Annotated in this window: 18 protein-coding genes; 7 read left to right on the top strand and 11 right to left on the bottom strand. The window is 64.5% G+C overall.

Annotation, left to right across the window (positions count from 1 at the left end; all coding sequences use genetic code 11):
• Positions 1-55: 55 nt before the first annotated feature.
• The 4 genes from coaD to QN085_RS24315 all read right to left on the bottom strand — a co-directional run bounded on the left by coaD (position 56) and on the right by QN085_RS24315 (position 4,193).
• The gene (gene coaD / locus QN085_RS24330; RefSeq protein ID WP_003249065.1) at positions 56-535 is read right to left on the bottom strand and encodes a pantetheine-phosphate adenylyltransferase; all 480 of its coding nucleotides are present in this window, start codon (positions 533-535) and stop codon (positions 56-58) included.
• A gap of 112 nt (positions 536-647) precedes the next feature.
• Positions 648-2,246 (bottom strand): GMC family oxidoreductase, encoded by a 1,599-nt coding sequence (locus QN085_RS24325; RefSeq protein WP_013974642.1) that lies wholly within the window; start codon positions 2,244-2,246, stop codon positions 648-650.
• A gap of 20 nt (positions 2,247-2,266) precedes the next feature.
• Positions 2,267-2,752, bottom strand: coding sequence for a hypothetical protein (locus QN085_RS24320; RefSeq protein WP_023663000.1), 486 nt, complete (start codon positions 2,750-2,752; stop codon positions 2,267-2,269).
• 10 nt (positions 2,753-2,762) lie between these two features.
• Positions 2,763-4,193, bottom strand: a complete 1,431-nt coding sequence (locus QN085_RS24315) for a coniferyl aldehyde dehydrogenase (RefSeq protein ID WP_023663001.1) — start codon at positions 4,191-4,193, stop codon at positions 2,763-2,765.
• Between the two features lie 151 nt (positions 4,194-4,344).
• Between QN085_RS24315 and QN085_RS24310 the strand changes: the two genes are divergently transcribed.
• Entirely contained in the window at positions 4,345-5,010 is a 666-nt protein-coding gene (locus QN085_RS24310) for a TetR/AcrR family transcriptional regulator (protein ID WP_023663002.1), read from the top strand.
• Positions 5,011-5,057: 47 nt separating this feature from the next.
• Positions 5,058-5,912 carry a sulfurtransferase gene (locus tag QN085_RS24305; RefSeq protein ID WP_013974638.1) on the top strand — a complete coding sequence of 285 codons (855 nt, stop codon included), beginning with the start codon at positions 5,058-5,060 and terminating at the stop codon, positions 5,910-5,912.
• A gap of 128 nt (positions 5,913-6,040) precedes the next feature.
• On the opposite strand, the gene QN085_RS24300 is transcribed toward QN085_RS24305, so the two are convergent.
• The 6 genes from QN085_RS24300 to QN085_RS24275 form a co-directional block, all read right to left on the bottom strand.
• Positions 6,041-7,033, bottom strand: coding sequence for a hydrolase (locus QN085_RS24300; RefSeq protein ID WP_013974637.1), 993 nt, complete (start codon positions 7,031-7,033; stop codon positions 6,041-6,043).
• A 60-nt stretch (positions 7,034-7,093) separates the two neighbouring features.
• Entirely contained in the window at positions 7,094-8,467 is a 1,374-nt protein-coding gene (locus tag QN085_RS24295) for a M16 family metallopeptidase (protein WP_285688770.1), read from the bottom strand.
• The gene (locus QN085_RS24290; protein WP_013974635.1) at positions 8,460-9,761 is read right to left on the bottom strand and encodes a M16 family metallopeptidase; all 1,302 of its coding nucleotides are present in this window, start codon (positions 9,759-9,761) and stop codon (positions 8,460-8,462) included. The genes QN085_RS24295 and QN085_RS24290 overlap by 8 nt, the downstream gene beginning before the upstream one ends.
• Before the next feature lie 94 nt (positions 9,762-9,855).
• Entirely contained in the window at positions 9,856-10,458 is a 603-nt protein-coding gene (rsmD, locus tag QN085_RS24285) for a 16S rRNA (guanine(966)-N(2))-methyltransferase RsmD (protein ID WP_013974634.1), read from the bottom strand.
• Positions 10,458-11,948: a M16 family metallopeptidase gene (locus QN085_RS24280; protein WP_041506354.1), complete on the bottom strand. Its 1,491-nt coding sequence runs from the start codon at positions 11,946-11,948 to the stop codon at positions 10,458-10,460. Before QN085_RS24280 ends, rsmD begins: the two co-directional genes overlap by 1 nt.
• Positions 11,941-13,296: a M16 family metallopeptidase gene (locus QN085_RS24275; protein ID WP_013974632.1), complete on the bottom strand. Its 1,356-nt coding sequence runs from the start codon at positions 13,294-13,296 to the stop codon at positions 11,941-11,943. Before QN085_RS24275 ends, QN085_RS24280 begins: the two co-directional genes overlap by 8 nt.
• Positions 13,297-13,526: 230 nt before the next feature.
• On the opposite strand from QN085_RS24275, the gene ftsY reads away from it, so the two are divergent.
• The 4 genes from ftsY (at position 13,527) to rpoH (ending at position 17,697) form a co-directional block, all read left to right on the top strand.
• A complete protein-coding gene (ftsY, locus tag QN085_RS24270; RefSeq protein ID WP_041506355.1) occupies positions 13,527-15,038 on the top strand; it encodes a signal recognition particle-docking protein FtsY in 1,512 nt (503 codons plus the stop codon).
• Positions 15,039-15,040: 2 nt separating this feature from the next.
• The gene (ftsE, locus tag QN085_RS24265) at positions 15,041-15,712 is read left to right on the top strand and encodes a cell division ATP-binding protein FtsE (RefSeq protein ID WP_013974630.1); all 672 of its coding nucleotides are present in this window, start codon (positions 15,041-15,043) and stop codon (positions 15,710-15,712) included.
• The gene (ftsX, locus tag QN085_RS24260) at positions 15,709-16,731 is read left to right on the top strand and encodes a permease-like cell division protein FtsX (protein WP_013974629.1); all 1,023 of its coding nucleotides are present in this window, start codon (positions 15,709-15,711) and stop codon (positions 16,729-16,731) included. The genes ftsE and ftsX overlap by 4 nt, the downstream gene beginning before the upstream one ends.
• Before the next feature lie 111 nt (positions 16,732-16,842).
• Positions 16,843-17,697: an RNA polymerase sigma factor RpoH gene (gene rpoH, locus QN085_RS24255; protein ID WP_003249083.1), complete on the top strand. Its 855-nt coding sequence runs from the start codon at positions 16,843-16,845 to the stop codon at positions 17,695-17,697.
• Positions 17,698-17,864: 167 nt separating this feature from the next.
• Here the strand turns inward: rpoH and mtgA are convergent, their stop codons facing one another.
• On the bottom strand, positions 17,865-18,575 hold the full coding sequence (mtgA, locus tag QN085_RS24250) for a monofunctional biosynthetic peptidoglycan transglycosylase (RefSeq protein ID WP_013974628.1): 711 nt from the start codon (positions 18,573-18,575) through the stop codon (positions 17,865-17,867).
• A 64-nt stretch (positions 18,576-18,639) separates the two neighbouring features.
• Between mtgA and QN085_RS24245 the strand changes: the two genes are divergently transcribed.
• Complete coding sequence (locus QN085_RS24245) at positions 18,640-19,011, top strand: DUF423 domain-containing protein (RefSeq protein ID WP_013974627.1); 372 nt, start codon at positions 18,640-18,642, stop codon at positions 19,009-19,011.
• Positions 19,012-19,065: the final 54 nt, after the last annotated feature.

Genomic DNA, 19,065 nt, shown 5'->3' with positions numbered 1-19,065 from the left:
TTGTGCCGCATTCGCGCCCGCAGTGCACGCGGGCGCGATGATCAGCCGCTAAAGGTCATTTCTTGAAGCGTTCGGTCAGCGCATCGGCCACCACTGGGTGGACGAACTTGCTGATATCACCACCCAGCGCGGCAATTTCCCGGACCAGGGTCGAGGAAATGAACGAATAACGCTCCGAAGGCGTGAGGAACAGACTCTCGACGTCGGGGGCCAGTTGCCGGTTCATGTTCGCCAACTGAAACTCGTACTCGAAGTCGGACACCGCACGCAGGCCACGCAGGAAGACGTTGGCGCCCTGCTCCTTGGCGAAATGCGCCAGCAGGGAGGAGAAGCCGATGACTTCGACATTGGGCAGGTGCTTGGTGACCTCACGGGCGAGCTCCACCCGTTGTTCCAGCGGGAACAGCGGGTTTTTCTTCGGGCTGGCCGCCACCGCGATGATCACGTGGTCGAACAGCCGCGAGGCGCGCTCGACCAGGTCGCCATGGCCTTTGGTAATGGGGTCGAAAGTACCCGGGTACAACACTCGGTTCATCGCGTCATCCTGGCTGGAGTGCGTGGGGGAGTCGGATGGTAGCGCAGCGACGGCGCCCCGGCCAAGTCATGCGGCCGGCTGACGGCACTATAGACAGGGGGCCTGTTCCTTGTCATGCACTGTGTGCCAGGCGGGCGACCAGTGCTTCGGTGAGCCTGGCACTGATGGCATACACCGACAGTTGCGGGTTGGCGCCGATACTGGTGGGGAACAGCGAGCCGTCGTGAACCGACAGGTTTTCCAGCTGGTGATGGCGGCCAAGGCTGTCGCATACCGCCTGGCGCGGGTCGTCGCCGAGGGCGCAGCCACCCATCACGTGAGCGCTGCCCAGGCGTGTGCGGAACGGCTCCAGGCGCAACCGGTCGATCATGGCCAAGGCCTGCGCCAGGTTGGACGCGGCGCTGGCATCGCTGTGCACGGGGGTGACCTGGGTGGCGCCGGCGGCGAACTGGATCTGCGCCATGCTGCGGTAGGCGCGGCGCAGCCCGTCGCGCAGGTAGTCGGTGATCGGGTAATCGAGCACCGGTGAGCCATCGCCGCGCAGCTCCACGGCCCCGCCCTGGCTTTGCGGGTGGAAGCCGTCACGCAGCAGCGCCAGCATCACGTGGGTATGTGGCAGCGCGGCCATGCGCTGGGCATTCTCGTGGCCATGCCCGCCCAGCAGCGTGGTGGCCAGGGCCGGGTGCAGCGGTGGCACCTCCAGCTTGTAGCCAATCGGGCCATCGTTGCCGCCTTGCCATTGGAAGTGGTCGCTGTAGATGGACTGCGGAGCGCCGTAGTAGGGGTCGATACGATCGTTGAAGCGTGCTGCGCTGAAGTTGACCAGGTGCAGGAAGGTACGTTTGCCCAGGCGGCCATGCGGGTCGGGCGCGTCGGAACGCAGCAGCAGGGCCGGGCTGTTGATGCCACCACCGGCAAGGATGTAGTGACGCGCGCGAACGCGGATCTGCCGGCCTGTGGTGTGTATGCCCTGGCTATCCAGCGCCTGGCATGACAGGCCCTGGATGCGCTCGCCGTTGTGTTCGAAGCGCTCGGCCCGAGCCAGGTACAGCAGCTCGCCGCCTTGTTCGAGGGTGGCGGGAATACGCGTGACCAGCATCGACTGCTTGGCATTCACCGGGCAACCCATGCCGCAGTAGCCTAGGTTCCAGCAGCCGCGCACGTTGCGCGGGATCACCGCCCAGCGGTAGCCCAGCTGTTCGCAGCCACGGCGCAGCACTTCGTTGTTGGCGTTCGGTGGCAGGGCCCAAGGGGTGATGCCCAGCTCTTGCTCGATGCGCTCGAACCAGGGGCGCATCTGCTCCTCGCCCAGGCCGCTCACCTTGTGGGCTGCGGCCCAGTGGGCCAGGGTCTGTGGCGGCGTGCGAAAGCTGGAGGTCCAGTTGACCAGCGTGGTGCCGCCCACGGCGCGGCCCTGGAGGATGGTGATGGCGCCGTCCTTGCTCATGCGGCCCAGGCCTTCCTGGTACAGGCTGGCATAGGCTTCGTTTTCCAGCAGGTGGAAATCGCTGCTGGTCTTCAGTGGGCCTTCTTCGATCAGCAGCACCTTGAAGCCGGCAGTGCTGAGCATTTGCGCGCTGGTAGCGCCACCGGCACCGCTGCCGATCACGGCAACGTCGGCTTCCAGCGTGAGGTCGTGCTCCAGGCGCGAGGCGTCGTGGGTGATCCAGCCGCTTTCCAGGCCTTGGCGAAACGGGTCGGGTACAGGCATTGGCGCTGCTCTTGTTGTTTTCAGATTTTCGGTGGCCCGGGGTAGCCGCAGGCGGCCCAGGATTCGGGGCGTTCGTACCAGGCCATCTGCAGCAACTGCAGCAGCGAGGCGTGGCCCATGCGCAGCAGGTTCAGCGAGCTGTCCTGCCAACGTTTCAGGAAGGCCGTGACCTGCGCGGCGCTGGCTTGCTCCCAGGCGCCCCAGACCCCGGTCAGTGGGCCGCGGGTGAGCGGCAGGTTGAGCACGTCGAACAACTGCCGGGTGAGTTTGAGTATTTCCGGCGACAGCGCCGCCAGTTTGTGGTCGAGGCTATGCAGCACCAGTGTCTCGGCGGCCTGGGTGCCGGCCAGTACCACCGGGATCAGCGCGCGCAGCAGCGGCAGGTCGTCGTCGCGCAGTACCTGGTAACCCGTTGCGGCTGTCTGTGCGCTGCAGCCGACCAGGCTGGTACCCGCCAGAAAGACGCTGGCGCCAAGGCTGAAGCGCAGCAGTTCGCGGCGGTGCATGGGCTCGCCCTCAGCGGATGAAAAGCTTGAAGACCAGGCGCTGCAAGGCTTTGCCATAAGGCGGGTAGATCAGCCGGGCAGCGTTGAAGCGTTGCTTGGCCAGCACCGCCTTGGCCTTGCTGAAGGTCAGGAAGCCGTCGTGGCCATGGTAATGGCCCATGCCTGAAGGGCCGATGCCGCCGAACGGCAAGTCATCCTGGGCCACGTGCAGCAGGGTGTCGTTCAGGCACACTCCGCCGGAGTGGGTGTGGCGCAGCACCTGCTCCTGGGCTGCGCGGTCATAGCCGAAGTAGTAAAGCGCCAGCGGGCGCGGGCGCTGGTTGATGTAGGCCAGTGCCTGCTCGAGGCTGTCGTAGGGCACCAGCGGCAGCAATGGGCCGAAGATTTCGTCCTGCATCACCTGCATGCCGTCGTTCACCCCCAGTAGCAGGTGGGGTGGCAGGCGCCGGCCCTGGCGGGCTTCACCGGGGTACAGGTCGAGTACCTGCGCACCTTTGGCGTGGGCATCGTCCAGTAGATGCTGCAAGCGCTGCAGCTGGCGCTGGTTGATGATGGCGGTGTAGTCGGGGTTGCCGGCGATGCGCGGGTACAGCCGGCGTACGGCACGCTGGTAGGCATCGCTGAAGGCATCCAGGCGCTCGCGTGGCACCAGCACGTAGTCGGGGGCGACGCAGGTCTGGCCGGCATTGAGGGTCTTGCCGAAGGCGATGCGCTCGGCGGCGCTGTCCAGCGGTACGTCGGCAGAGACTATGGCCGGCGACTTGCCGCCCAGTTCTAGGGTGACGGGGGTCAGGTTGTGCGCCGCAGCCAGCATTACCTGGCGCCCCACGCTGGTGGCGCCGGTGAACAGCAGGTGATCGAACGGCAGGCGGGCAAAGGCCTGGCCTACCTCGACTTCGCCGAGCACCACGCTGACCAGATCGGTGGGGAACACCTGCTCCAGCAGTTGCTTGAGCGCCTGGCCAGTGGCAGGCGTGGCTTCGCTGAGCTTGAGCATGACCCGGTTGCCGGCGGCCAGGGCACAGGTCAGTGGGCCGATGGCAAGGAACAGCGGGTAGTTCCACGGCACGATGATGCCGACCACGCCCAGGGGTTGGTAGCGCACCTGCGCGCTGGCCGGCTGGAAGGCCAGGCCGACCTTGCGCCGGCTGGCGCGCATCCAGCGCTGCAGGTGCTTTTCGGCGTGACGCAGGCCTTGCACCGAGGGCAGCAGCTCGGCCAGCAGGGTCTCGTCGGCGCTGCGCCCCTCAAAGTCCTGGCCGATTGCCTCGATCAGTTCGGCCTGGCCGGCCAGCAAGGCTTCCCGCAGGCTTTTCAGCCATTGGCGCCGCTGCGCCGCCGCTGGCGATGAGTTGCCGGCAAAAGCCTGGCGCTGGGTGGCGAACGTCGCCGCAAGGTCGAGGTCGGATTGCACAGGGGGCAAGGCACTGGGCGAGTTCATGGCGGCGTCGAGTCCGGGGAGGGAATCCCTAGAGCCTATACTCTAATTTGTACGATGGTGCGAATTTTTCCGCGTTGTCGAGCGGTGCATTCCATTGCCAATACGCCGTAAGATGACCCTTTGATGAAGGCCCGCAGACTGGGAGCTGAGCATGGCCCCGCGCATGAAGACCCGAGAGCGCATCGTGCAGAACAGCCTCGAGCTGTTCAACCAGCAGGGCGAACGCAGCGTCAGTACCAACCACATTGCCGCGCACATGGAAATTTCGCCCGGCAACCTGTATTACCACTTCCCCAACAAGCAGGCGATCATCGCTTTGCTGTTCAGTCAGTACGAAGAACTGGTGGACAGCTTCCTGCGCCCGCCGCAAGGCCGTGCGGCGACCGTGGAGGACAAGCGCTTCTACCTGAAGGCGCTGTTGGCGGCGATGTGGAACTACCGTTTTCTGCATCGTGATCTGGAACACCTGCTGGACAGCGACCCGGAGCTGGCCGCACGTTATCGGCGCTTTTCCGAACGATGCCTGCGTCAGGGCCAGGCGATCTACCGCGGTTTCGTCGAGGCGGGCATCCTGGCCATGACACAAGCCCAGATCGAATCGCTGACCATCAATGCCTGGATCGTATTGACGTCCTGGGTACGTTTTCTCAGCACCACGCGGGAACATTCCGCGCATCTGGGTGAAGAAGCCTTCAAGCGCGGCGTCTACCAGGTACTGGTGCTGGAGCTCGGTTTCGTCACCGACAACGCCCGCAATGCGGTGGACGCCCTTTGCCAGGAATTCCATGTACCGTTCAACCAGGCCCTGGAGCACTAACCCAGGGCCTCAGTGTTATCGATAGTGCCTTCGATCAGGAGATTGTCATGCCCCTTGCGCAATTGATCACCCCGCAGCAGTTGGCCGAGCGTCTGGGCTCGCCCAAGTTGGTGATCCTCGACTGCCGCTTTGCCCTCGAGGATGTGGACTATGGCCAACGCAGCTATGCCCAGGGGCATATTGCCGGAGCGCATTTTGCTGACCTGGAGCGTGACCTCAGCGGGCCTGTGAGCAAGGGACGCACCGGGCGCCACCCATTGCCGGATGCGCGCCGGTTGGTCGAGCGCCTGCGTGAGTGGGGCCTGGACGATGACAGCGAGGTGGTGCTGTACGACGACGGCCCTGGCGCTTTTGCCGCCCGTGCCTGGTGGCTGCTGGCCTGGCTGGGCAAGCGCAGCGGTGTAGCGATCCTCGATGGTGGCCTGAAGGCCTGGCATGCGGCGCACCTGCCGCTCAGCCTGGACCCGCCGCTCAAGCGGGAAGGCACCTTCAACGGTGAGCCGGACGGCAAGCTGCTGATTGATGCCGAGCACCTGGCCAAGCGTCTGGGTAACCCAGACCTGACCTTGATCGATGCGCGTGCCTTGCCGCGCTTCCGTGGCGAAGTGGAACCGATCGACCCGGTTGCGGGACATATTCCGGGGGCGCAGTGCGCGGCGTTTACCGACAACCTTGGGGCTGATGGGCGTTTTCTGCCTTCGGACCAGCTAAAACAGCGCTTTGCTGAAAAGCTCGCCGGGCGTGCACCGGAGCAGTTGGTGGCGTATTGCGGGTCGGGGGTGACGGCGTGTCATAACCTTTTCGCCTTGGCGTTGGCGGGATATCCACTGGGCAAGCTGTATGCCGGGTCGTGGAGCGAGTGGATCAACGATCCGCAGCATGGCGTAGCCACTGGCGAGTAAGCAGGCCCGGCCTCATCGCCGGCAAGCCAGCTCCCGCAGGTACATCACTACCCATCGGGCCTGTGCCACACCTGTGGGAACTGGCTTGCCGGCGATTAGGTCGGTACTGCCAATGAAAACTGCAGCTCCTATTGGCCTTCCACCAACCACTGTGGAATCCGCCGCTCCAGGTAATACCCCGGGTTACGCAGGCTGCCATCGACAAACCCCACATGGCCGCCGCGGCTGTGCAGTTCGAAGCGGGTCTGCGGCGCCAGTTCGCGGGCCGTTGGCAGGCTGTGGCCGGAGACGAAAGGGTCATCGCTGGAATGGATGATCAGCGTCGGCGTGCGGTTCTGGCCGAGGAAGAAATGGCTCGATGAGCGGCGGTAGTAGTCGTGCGCATCGCGAAAACCGTTCAGCGGTGCGGTGACCTTGCCGTCGAATTCCCAGAACGTGCGCAGGTTGACCAGCGGCCCCAGCCGTTGCAGCGTCGCTAGCCGTTCATGCTGGCCCTTGTCGTGGAAGTGCCGCTGCTTGAGCTGAACATAAGCCAGCATCTCGCGCATGAAATGCGCCTGGTACACCTTTGAAAAGCCCTGGCCGATGCGGTCGGCGCAGTGATCCAGGCGAAACGGCACCGACACTGCCACCGCAGCCTGCAACTGGCTGGCGACACCGCTTTCGCCAAGGTATTTCAGCAGCACATTGCCCCCTAGCGAATAACCCACCGCATACAACGGCGCCAACGGGCGCTGGGCGCGCAGGTGGCTGACGATTTCGGCCAGGTCTTCGCTGGCACCGGAATGGTAGCTGCGTGGCAGCAGGTTGGGCTCGCCCGAGCAACCGCGCCAGTTCACCGCCACGCTGGCCCAGCCGCGGCCGTGCAGCGCTTGCTGCAAACCTTTGACGTAGGGCGAGTGGGAGGAGCCGGTCAAACCGTGCAGGACCAGCACCAACGGCGCGTGGGGCTGGTGCGGGCCGTGCCAGTCCAGGTCGATGAAGTCGCCATCGGCCAGCCATAGCCGCTCGCGGTTGCGCTGCAGTTCAGGCAGCTTGCGCCACAGTGGCCCCCACAGAGTTTGCAGGTGGGGGTTGGACAGGCCGATGGCCGGGCGGAATGTGGCGCTGGGGCTGGGCATGCTAGGCGACTCGTGATGTGCCTGCCTAGAGTGCCATGAAACAACGCCACTGTACCTGCGCTATTGGTCGGTGGCTGGCAGCGGTTGCTGGTCGACACGTGGGCCGACACTGACCAGTACCTCGCAGTTCAAGTCGAGACGGTCTTGCATCGCCGCGCAGATATCTGCCGGGCTCAGCCTACCGATGCGCTCGATGTAGCTGTTCAGGTGGTCTGCAGGCTGATGTTGGTGGGTTATCTCCGTCAGCAATGCTGCCAGGCTGTTGTTTTGCGCCACACCACGCAGTAATTGCCCGGCCAGCTGTTTGCACGCCAGCTGCAGTTCGGCCTTGGTTGGCCCTTGCTCGATGAAATCGCACAGCAAGGTTGCTACCAGTTCCTGCGAGCATTGCACGTACCGTGGCGCGATGTCCCACTCTATGGTGAACAGCCCGCCGGCACTCAACGGCGAAGCGCGGCTGTAGATGCCGTAGGTCAACCCGCGACGTTGGCGCAGTTCCACCATCAGGCGCGATTCAAGGCCTGAAGCCAACACTTCACTGGCTAGCACAATGGCTGGGAAATCCGGGTCATTGGCGGGAACGTTCATGGGCAATGCCAGCAGCACTGCGCTGCTGTTGCCGGGCTGTTCGACGTTGATGGTTGCATGGGTAGCTTCCGGAACGGCTGGCAGGTCAGCGGCGGACCAGCCTTGCGGCAGGGCTTGGCTGATCTGTTGCGCGATGGCTTGCGCCTCGCTCAGGGCCAGGTCCCCGACAAGCACCATTTCCAGGTTGCTGGCGCTATAGGCGCGTTGGTGGAATGCCCGCAAGTCTTCAGGGCTGACGGCGTTCACGCCTTGAATGGTGCTGCCCAGCGGGTTGCCATAGGGATGCCCCTGGAACAGATGGCGAAACGCCTCGCTACGCGCCCTGAGCCTGGGGTGCCGTTCGCGGGATGCGTTGTGCTGCACGAACTGGCGCTTGATCTTTTCCAGGGCAGGCGCGGGGAAAGCCGGGTTTGCCACAAGGTCGGTAAACAGGTCCAGGGCTGGTGCGAGTATCGTTTTCGTGCTCACGCTGCGCAGGCTCAGCGTTGCATGCTCCAGGCGTATCTGCTTTTCCATGATCGCGCCCAGGCGCTCCATGCCCTCAGCTTGCCTGGCGCTGGTGTAGCGCCGGCTGCCCTCGTCGAGCATGTACAGCGTCAAGGCTGCCAGGCCGGGTTGCAAGGTGTCCTGGGCCGTGCCTGCCTTGAACCGCAAGACCACATCTACGATAGGCAGCCCGCGGGCTTCGACGAACTTCACGCCTGTACCTGCTTCCGTGGTCCACGCCTGCACCTGCGTCTGAGGGGTTTCGAGCTGGTCCAGATCAACGCCTTGGACCGAGACCAGACCACTGTGACTTCCGTTGGCTACAGCCGGTTGCGGGATGCTCGCGATCTTGTCATTCATCGGTACTTTCCTTGTGGTGCATGAAGGTGATGGCCGCACGGGCTTCAGTCAGGAATTCCAGCGCAATCAGGCCTACCTGCTCGGCTGTCACGGCTTCGATGGCTTGTCGCTCATCGTCCAGGGCAACGGGGTCCAGACCGCAGGCGGCCTGTTTGCCGATGGCCTCTGCCTGTTTGCCGATGTCGTCTCTTGCGAATAGTTGCCTGGCCAGCAGGCGAGCCTTGGCGCGTTGAAGATCTTCCTTGGAGGGGGCCGACTGGCGGAACGCTTCGATTTCCTGCATCAGCCTTTCGGCTGCTGCCTCCGGCGTAACCTGCGGGCTGCAGAACGCGTACAAGGTCAGCAGGCTGTCACCGCGCTGCCATGGCTCATAGGTCGCTCTCAGGCCCTGTAGCAGCGGAGTGTCTTGTATCAACAGGCGCTGCAGCGTGCTGGCGTGGCCTTCAGCAAGAATGTCCGGCAGCAGGCGCAGTGCGCAGGCTTGTGAGCCAGAGCGGGCGGTGCATTGGCTGGGAAGGTTGAAGCTGATGAGCACGCCGGTGTTCAGGCCATGCCAGCGCAGGGTCTGGCTGCGCCGAACCTGCCCAGAAGGCATTGTGGGTTTTTGCCGTGTTGGCAGGCGGTTGGCGGGGATCGCTGCAAAGTGCCGTGTAACCAGCTTTTGCAGCTGGGCCAGGGCAATGTCACCAGCCACGGCGAGCGTGGCATTGTTGGGGTGGTACCAGGTCTGGTACCAGGTGCGCGCCGCCGTCGGGGTCATATGGTCGAGGTCGGTCTTGTGGCCGGTCACGGGGTTGCCATAGCCGCTGTTGCCATAGGCCAGCAACTGGTGATGTTCCACTGCCAGTGCCAAGGGGCTGTTGTCGATATCCTCGCGGCGCTCGGCCATGACTACTGCCAGTTCACGGGCAAAAGGCACGTCGCTGAGGGTGGCGCTGGCCATGACGTCGGCCAGCGCCTCCAAGGCAATTTCCAGGCGGTTGCGTGGCAAAGTCAGCGGAAAGACCGTGGCATCGGGGTAGGTAAAGGCATTTGGGTCACCGCCCAGGCGGCTCATGAGGGCTGAATACTGGCCTGGAGCCAGTTTGCTGCTGCCCTCGAACAGCAGATGCTCCAGGGCGTGGGACAGGCCGGTGTGGCCCTCAGGCTCGTAGCTGGAGCCTACGTGGTACCACAGCTGCACGCTGACCAGCGGCGCGCGGTTGTCTTCACGCAGGTAGACGCGCAGGCCGTTGGCGAGGGTAAAGCTGTGCACCGAGCCTGCCGGCGCGGGTGGGGCGGGGTGGTCGGTCATGGTTGAAGTGCTCCTGCAGGAATCGGAGGAGCAGCTTCAGCCATGAAGGCGGCGGGTTTGTGGTAACTAAATACGGCAACCCAGGGTTACCGGATCAACCCCGTTGCCAAAGTGCGTAGTGCACCTGGCCGGTCTTTTTCTCGCGGTGCAGGCGCCAGTTGCCCGGCAACTGCAAGGTCGACGGGGCAGCCTCGCTTTCTGTGTAGACCCACGCCTGCTCGCGCAGCCACTGGTTCTGTTCCAGCAGGTTGCAGGTGTCTGCCAGCAGGTCCTGGTGGAACGGCGGGTCGAGGAACACCACGTCGAACTGCTGCTTGGCCGGGCCTTGCAGATAGCGCAGGGCGTCGGTCTGCAGGATTTGCCCGCGCGGGCAGCGCAGGATCTCGAGGTTGTTCTTCAGGTTGGCGATGGCCGCCGGGTTGCTGTCCAGCGCGACCGCGTCCTCGGCCCCGCGGGACAGGGCTTCGAGCACCAGGGCACCGCTGCCGGTGAAGGCGTCCAGAACGCGGGCACCCTCGATACAGGGGGCCAGCCAGTTGAACAGGGTTTCCCGCACTCTGTCAGGCGTTGGCCGCAGGCCTTCGCCTTCCGGCACCGCCAGACGTCGGCTGCGCCACTCGCCGGCGATGATGCGCAGGTGGCCCTGGCCCTTGCTGTGGCCCGGTTGTGGGCGGGCGGTAGGGGTGGATCTTGGCATTAGTGCTCCGGTACCCCGAGCGGCTGCTCGGAGGGCTTGTCAGTAGGGGCTGGCAGCCGTTTTTGCGGCACTTTCGGGCCAGCGGTGACGATCACCAGTTTATCGGCTGACAGGTGTTTGTTCATGGCCGTCCTTACCTGCTCGACGGTGAGGGCCTGGGACTGCTGCATGAAGTCCTCCAGCCAGGTCAGCGGCAGGTTGTAGAAGCCAATGGCACCCAGTTGGCCGACGATGCTGGCGTTGCTGGCATTGGACAGCGGGAAGCTGCCGGCCAGTTCGCGCTTGGCATCGTCCAGCTCCTGCTGGGTGGGGCCGGCCTTGAGGTAGTCGGCGAGAATATCCTGCACCAGCTTGAGCGTGCCCTCGCTGAGTTCGGCACGGGTCTGCAGGTTGATCATGAACGGGCCGCGAACCTGCATCGGGCTGAACACCGAGTACACACCGTAGGTCAGGCCGCGCTTTTCACGTACCTCGCTCATCAGCCGGGTGCCGAACGCACCGCCGCCGAGGATCTGGTTGCCCAGTGACAGGGCCGGCCAGTCCGGGTCCTGGCGGTCGATGCCGAGTTCGGCCAGCATCAGGTGGGTCTGCTTGGACGGGAAGTCGATGTGGGTCAGGCCTGCCTTGGCTTCGCCGGGTTGGGCCGGTGCGGCCAGCGCGGGGCCCTTGGGCAGGCCAGCTGATACCTGGGCGGCGATGACTTCGGCCTCGGCGCGGCTGAGGTCGCCGACCAGGGCGATGACCGCGTTGCCGCTGGTGTAGGCCTTGGCGTGGAAGGCGCGCAGCTGTTCCAGGGTGATGCCGCTGATGCTTTCGGCAGTGCCGTCGCTCGGGTGGGCGTAGGGGTGGTCGCCGTAGAGCTTGGCGAACAGGGCCTTGCCAGCGACCTTGCCAGGGTTCTGCTTTTCATACTCGAAGCCGGCCAGCATCTGGTTCTTGATGCGCTTGAGGGCGTCTTCAGGGAAGGTCGGCTTGCCAGTCACTTCGGTGAACAGCTTGAGCGCCGGTTCACGCTTGTCCTTGGCACTGAGGCTGCGCAGCGAAGCCACGGCCATATCGCGGTAGGAGCCGTTGCCAAAGTCGGCACCCAGCCCCTCGAAGCCTTCGGCGATGGCAGTCACATCCTTGCCGGCCACGCCTTCGTTGAGCATGGCGTTGGTCAGGGCGGCCAGGCCTGGCGTGCCGCCATCCTGGCTGCTGCCGGCGGCGAAGGTGATGCGCAGGTCGAACATCGGCAGTTCGCGGGCCTCGACGAACAGCACGCGGGCGCCTTCTGCAGTGTTCCAGTGCTGTATGTTCAACTGGCGCCGGCTGGGCGCCTTGCCATCCAGTTCGGCCAGTGACTGCAAGGTATTGGCCGGGCGTGCCGCGTTGCTGTCGGCCTTGGCGGCGTTGTCGGCCATGGCCGGGGCGGCCAGCACCGCCGCCAGCGCCAGGGCGCGGATGCCCGTGGTCAGCAGGGTTGGGCGTGGTACGCGGCGATTACTCATGAGCGGACTCCTCGGGCAGTACATGGGCAACGCTCAGGCGTTCGCGGGTGAAGTAGGTACGCGCGGCGTTCTGGATATCCTGCGGAGTAACGCGCTTGAGCTCATCCAGCTCGCTGTCGATCAGCTTCCACGACAGGCCGACGGTTTCCAGCTGGCCGATGGTAGTGGCCTGGCTGCTGATGGAGTCGCGGTCGTAGACCAGGCCGGCAATGACCTGGGCGCGTACGCGCTCCAGCTCTTCGGCGCTGGGCGGGGTGGTCTTGAGCTCATCAAGCAGCTGCCAGATGCCTTTCTCGACATCGGCGAGGGTTTTTTGCTTCTGGACGTTCGGCGTGGCCGAGATCAGGAACAGGCTGTCGCCGCGGGTGAAGGCGTTGTAGCTGGACGAAGCGCCGGCCACCAGTTCCTGGCCGCGTTCCAGGCGTGCCGGCATGCGGGCGCTGTAGCCGCCGTCGAGCAATGCCGAGATAAGGCGCAGGGCATGCACCGTACGCGGATCCTTGGCGGTGGGCAGGCCAGGTACGTTGAAACCGTAGATCAGGCTCGGCAACTGGGTGCGCACGTGCAGCGTCAGCTGGCGCTGGCCTGGTTGGGCCAGCTCGAGCGGCAACTTGGCCGGTGGCACGGCGCGTTTGGGGATGCTGCCGAAGTACTTCTGCGCCAGGCCCTTGACCTCATCGACGGTGACATCGCCGACCACCACCAGGGAGGCGTTATTGGGGGCGTACCAGGATTCGTACCAGTGGCGCAGTTCCTCGACCTTCATGCGCTCCAGGTCGGCCATCCAGCCGATGGTCGGGGTATGGTAGCCGCTGGCCGGGTAGGCCATGGCGCGGAACAGCTCGAACGCCTTGGAGTTGGGCTGATCGTCGGTGCGCAGGCGGCGTTCTTCCTTGATCACCTCGATTTCGCGGCTGAATTCGTCAGCGGGCAGGCGCAGGCTGGCCAGGCGGTCGGCCTCCAGCTCCAGGGCCACCGGCAGGCGGTCGCGGGCCAGCACCTGGTAATAGGCGGTGTAGTCGTCGCTGGTGAAGGCGTTTTCTTCGGCGCCTATGTCACGCAGGATGCGCGAGGCCTCACCGGGGCCGACCTTGGCGCTGCCCTTGAACATCATGTGTTCCAGCGCATGGGACAGGCCGGTCTGGCCAGGGGTTTCGTAGCTGGAGCCAACCTTGTACCAGATCTGCGAGACCACCACCGGGGCGCGGTGGTCCTCGCGCACGACTACTTTCAGGCCGTTGTCGAGGATGAATTCGTGGGTGGGTTGCACATCGGCGGCGAAGACCGCGAGCGGCAGGCAGAGCGTGCCGAGCAACAGGCCAGCGGCGCGGCGGGCTAGAGCATTCATACGGTGTTTAACCTGTTCGGCGGCCCGCTGGTTTAGCGTCGGCGGGCCAGGAGGTGCTAGGATACTGATCCGGTTGCCTGGCGACCATGCCTGTCGCCGTTCTGGCCCGCAGGACACTAAGACAAAACGTTGCGCATGAACCAGCCGGCTTCAAGATAGTCTGTTCTGCGTAGAGAGAATTCCCGATGCGCCATAGCTGGCCCATCGCTACCCTGAGATAGCCGTCTTCCATGTTTGGTTCCAACGACGACAAAAAAGCGCCAGCCGAGGCTGGTGAGAAGAAAGGCCTGTTCAGCTGGTTTCGCAAGAAACCGCAGCAACCTGTGGCAACGGGCGTGCCCGCGAATGAACCCCCAGCCGTCGAGCAGCCTGCAGCCGCTCCGGTCGAAGGGGCTACCGCCGAAGCGCCACAGGCCCCTGAACCCGTTCAGGCCCCTGCGGCGCCACAGCTGACAGAACCGCAGCAGGTCGCCGCACCCGTCCAATCCCCGGTGGTCGAGGCCCCTGTCCCCGAACCGCTTGCTTCCCAACCGTTGCAGGCCCCTGAACCCGAGCCGGTCGCTTCCCAGCCGCTGGTGGCACCTGCACCGCGGCCGGTCGCGTCGATGCCCTTGCAGGCGGCCCCGATCGAGCCAGCCCCGGTCGTCGAACCGGCCGCGCCGGTCAGCAACCTGGTGCTGCCGGTTGCTGAAGAGCCCGTGGCTCTGGTGCCGGATCTGGAGCCGAAAGCGCCGCCCGCCATCCCGGAACGCCCTGCACCAGAGCCTGCTGCCCCTGTGGCTGCAGCCCCGGTCGCCGTGCAGGCCGAGCAGGCCAAGCCCGGTTTCTTCGCCCGCCTCAAGCAGGGCCTGTCGAAGACCAGCGCCAGTATCGGCGAGGGCATGGCCAGCCTGTTCCTGGGCAAGAAGGTCATCGATGACGACCTGCTCGACGAAATCGAAACCCGCCTGCTGACCGCCGACGTTGGTGTGGAAGCCACTTCCACCATCGTCCAGAACCTGACCCAGAAGGTTGCCCGCAAGCAGCTGGCTGATGCCGATGCCCTGTACAAGTCGCTGCAGGAAGAACTGGCTGCGCTGCTGCGCCCGGTCGAGCAGCCGCTGGTGGTGCAGGCGCAGAACAAACCCTATGTGATTCTGGTGGTCGGTGTGAACGGCGCCGGCAAGACCACCACCATTGGCAAACTGGCCAAGAAGCTGCAGCTCGAAGGCAAGAAAGTGATGCTGGCTGCTGGCGACACCTTCCGTGCCGCTGCAGTCGAGCAGCTGCAGGTGTGGGGCGAGCGTAACCAGATCCCGGTAATCGCCCAGCACACCGGCGCCGACTCTGCTTCGGTGATCTTCGATGCCGTACAGGCCGCCAAGGCCCGTGGCGTCGACGTGCTGATCGCCGACACCGCTGGCCGCCTGCACACCAAAGACAACCTGATGGAAGAGCTGAAGAAAGTCCGCCGGGTCATCGGCAAGCTCGACGCCGAAGCGCCACACGAGGTGCTGCTGGTACTCGATGCCGGCACCGGCCAGAACGCCATCAGCCAGGCCAAGTACTTCAACCAGAGCGTCGAACTGACCGGCCTGGCCCTGACCAAGCTGGACGGCACTGCCAAGGGCGGGGTGATCTTCGCCCTGGCCAAGCAGTTCAAGCTGCCGATCCGCTTCATCGGTGTCGGTGAAGGCATCGACGACCTGCGTACCTTCGAAGCCGAGCCGTTCGTCAAGGCTCTGTTCGCCGAGCGAGACTGAACATGATCCGATTCGAACAGGTTGCCAAGCGCTATCCCAATGGTCATGTGGGTTTGCATGAGCTGAGTTTCCGGGCGCGCCGGGGCGAATTCCTGTTCGTCACCGGCCACTCGGGCGCGGGCAAGAGCACCTTGCTGCGCCTGCTGCTGGCCATGGAGCGCCCGACCAGCGGCAAGCTGATGCTGGCCGGGCAGGACCTGGGCCAGATCAGCAACTCGCAGATCCCGTTCCTGCGCCGGCAGATCGGCGTGGTGTTCCAGAACCACCAGCTGTTGTTCGACCGCACGGTGTTCAACAACATCGCCTTGCCGCTGCAGATTCTCGGCCTGTCCAAGGCCGAGGTCGCCAAGCGCGTGGACTCGGCGCTGGAGAGAGTGTCGCTGGCCGACAAGGGCGAGCTGTTCCCGGCCGACCTGTCCACCGGGCAGCAGCAACGGGTGGGCATCGCCCGCGCCATCGTTCACCAGCCAGCCCTGCTGCTGGCCGACGAACCCACCGGTAACCTCGACCCGCGCCTGGCCGCGGAGATCATGGGGGTGTTCGAGGACATCAACCGCCTGGGTACCACGGTATTGATCGCCAGCCACGACCTGGCACTGATTGCGCGCATGCGCCACCGCATGCTGACCTTGCAGCGCGGCCGCTTGATCGGCGATGGGGAGGCCGGGCAATGAGCACTACACGTACGCCGAAGGTTTCCGAGCGGGTTGCGCCGAAGCCGGCCGACCCGCAACCGGCGAAGAAAAAGCACGACGACGATGACGGCCCGGATTTCCGCACACTGCTGCATGCCTGGCTGGAAAGCCACCGTGCCAGCATGGCCGACAGCCTGCGCCGGCTGGGCAAGCAGCCGATCGGCAGCTTCTTCACCTGCCTGGTGATGGCGGTGGCGCTGAGCATGCCCATGGGCCTGTCATTGCTGCTGAAGAACGTCGAGAAGCTTGGCGGCTCGTGGCAGCGCGCCGCACAGATCTCGCTATACCTCAAGCTCGATGCCGGTAGCCGCGAAGGCGAGGCGCTGCGCGACGAGATCAAGGGCATGCCCGGTGTGGCCGACGCCCAGTATGTCAGCCGCGAGCAGGCGCTGGAGGAGTTCCAGCAACAGTCCGGCCTGGGCGAAGCTCTGCGTGAACTGCCTGACAACCCGCTGCCCGGCGTAGTGGTGGTGACCCCGACCGAAGTCGACAAGCCGGCCCTGGAAGCCTTGCGTCAGCGCCTGTCGGAGCTGCCGCGGGTGGAAGTGGCGCAACTCGACCTGGTATGGGTCGAGCGCCTTGCGGCCATCCTCAAACTGGGTGACCGCTTCGTCTTCGGCCTGGCCGTGATGCTGATTTCTGCCCTGCTGTTAGTAATCGGTAACACAATTCGTCTACATATTGAAAACCGCCGTACCGAGATCGAAGTGATCAAGCTGGTCGGTGGTACAGACGCCTACGTACGCCGGCCTTTCCTTTACATGGGCGCACTGTATGGCCTGGGTGCAGGGGTGATTGCCTGGGGTATCCTGGCGTTTGGCCTGAACTGGCTGAACGAGGCGGTGGTAGGGCTTTCCGGGCTGTACGGCAGCGACTTCGCCCTAGGTGGGGTGCCGGCGTCCGATGGTCTGTCGCTCTTGATCGGAGCGGTGCTGTTGGGGTATATCGGTGCATGGATCGCAGTGGCCCGCCATCTGAACGAGCTGGCGCCGCGATAGTTTTTACGTGCCAGCATTGACAAATTATTCACCATGGAACTTGTACCGTCGTTCCAGGTCAATGTTGGCAGCGCCCACAAGGCGCGAGTTCTGTAAGTCGGAGGTTCTTGAATGACCACATCGTTGCAACCTGCCTATGCCCTGGTACCTGGTGCAAACCTGGAAGCCTACGTGCACACGGTCAACAGCATCCCGCTGCTGACTGTCGAGCAGGAGCGTGATCTGGGCGAGCGTCTCTATTATGAGCAGGATGTCGAGGCCGCTCGTCAAATGGTGATGGCCCACCTGCGTTTCGTCGTACATATCGCCCGTAGCTATGCCGGCTACGGGCTGGCCCAGGCCGACCTGATCCAGGAAGGCAACGTCGGCCTGATGAAAGCCGTCAAGCGCTTCAACCCGGAAATGGGCGTGCGCCTGGTGTCGTTCGCCGTGCACTGGATCAAGGCAGAGATCCACGAGTTCATCCTGCGCAACTGGCGCATCGTCAAGGTGGCCACCACCAAGGCCCAGCGCAAGCTGTTCTTCAACCTGCGCAGCCAGAAGAAGCGTCTGGCCTGGCTGAACAACGACGAAGTGCACCGCGTGGCGGAAAGCCTGGGCGTGGAGCCACGTGAAGTGCGCGAGATGGAAAGCCGCCTCAGCGGCCAGGACATGGCGTTCGACCCGGCAGCGGAAGCTGACGACGACAGTGCCTTCCAGTCGCCTGCGCATTACCTGGAAGACCACCGTTACGACCCGGCGGTGCAGCTGGAGGATGCCGACTGGAGCGACAACTCTACCAGCAACTTGCACGAAGCATTGCAAGGGCTGGACGAGCGTAGCCGCGACATTCTCTACCAGCGCTGGTTGGCGGAAGAGAAGGCCACGTTGCATGAGCTGGCGGACAAGTACAGCGTTTCGGCTGAGCGGATTCGCCAGCTGGAAAAGAATGCGATGAACAAGGTCAAGGCGCTGATCGCGGCCTGATCGAGCCCTGGCTGCAAGGAAAAGCCGCTGGCCCGCATAGGGTTAGCGGCTTTTTTTTGTGCAAGATTTACCGGCCTCTTCGCGGGCGCGCCCGCTCCCACAGGTACTGCACAGGCCTCAGGGGTAATGCTGGCCCTGTGGGAGCGGGCGTGCCCGCGAAGAGGCCCTCAAGGCTTGCGCGAAGTGTCGAGCTGCATCAGGTAGCTGGGCCCACCCAACTGGCTCATCTGCCGGCGTATCCAGCCGGCCCGGCTGGCCACATAGGTGCTCGGCCGGCTGGCGCTCCACTTGATCGGGCTCGGCAGCACCGCTGCGAGCTGCGCCGCCTGCTGGCGGCTAAGCCGGCTGGCATCGACGCCAAAGTGGTAGCGCGCTGCCGCCTGGGCGCCAAACACACCTTTGCCCCATTCGGCACTGTTCAGGTAGACCTCGAGAATCCGCTCCTTCGACCACAACAGCTCGATCAACGCGGTGAACCAGGCCTCCAGGCCTTTGCGGAACCAGCTGCGCCCGGACCACAGGAACAGGTTCTTGGCCACCTGCTGGGTCAGGGTGCTGGCACCGCGAATGCTGCCGCCGCGCTCGTTGTAGGCCAGCGCTGCCTGGATGGCCGGGATGTCGAAGCCCCAGTGGTTGGCGAACTTCTGGTCCTCGCCGGCAATGACCGCGACCTTGAGGTCGTCGGAGATGTTCTCCCACGGCTCCCAGTCGCGCTGCAGGTCGATCGGCTCGCCATTCACCCAGGACTGCACCTTGCGCTCCACCATCAACGCCGTACCGGGTGGTGGGATCCAGCGGAACACCAGTACCAGCACGATGCTGCCGGCAGCGAACCAGAGCAGGGCGCGAGAGAGGCGGCGGAGAAGGGTTGGCAGCATGGCGATGGCTTGGCCGTACGGGTGGAAGGGGCCATTATACAGACCCGATCCAAGGAGTCGTCCCATGCTTCGCAGCTTCCTGATGCTTGCCGCCTTTTTCGGCTTCACCGGTGTCGCCCTGGGCGCTTTCGCCGCCCACGGCCTGAAAAGCCGGCTGACGGCCGACTACCTGGCGATCTTCCAGACTGGTGTGACCTACCAGTTGGTACATACCCTGGCCATCTTCGCTGTCGCCGTGCTTTCGGTGCACCTGCCAGGGCGCCTGGTCGGCTGGGCTGGCGGCCTGTTTGCCCTGGGGATAGTGCTGTTCTCCGGTAGCCTGTACCTGCTGACCCTCAGCGGCCTGGGCAAGCTCGGCATCATCACCCCGCTTGGTGGCCTGTGCTTCCTGGCCGGCTGGCTGTGCCTGGGCCTGGCAGCCTGGCGGCTCGGTTGACCGAGTGGTCCACAATCGCGACTAATGGCGTGCAGCGCCCTTGGGTTGCAGGGC

Source organism: Pseudomonas sp. M2(2023), assembly GCF_030263955.1.
GTDB lineage: Bacteria > Pseudomonadota > Gammaproteobacteria > Pseudomonadales > Pseudomonadaceae > Aquipseudomonas > Aquipseudomonas asiatica.
Note: the sequence above shows the minus strand (reverse complement) of the source record. Positions and strands in the feature narration are given on the sequence as shown.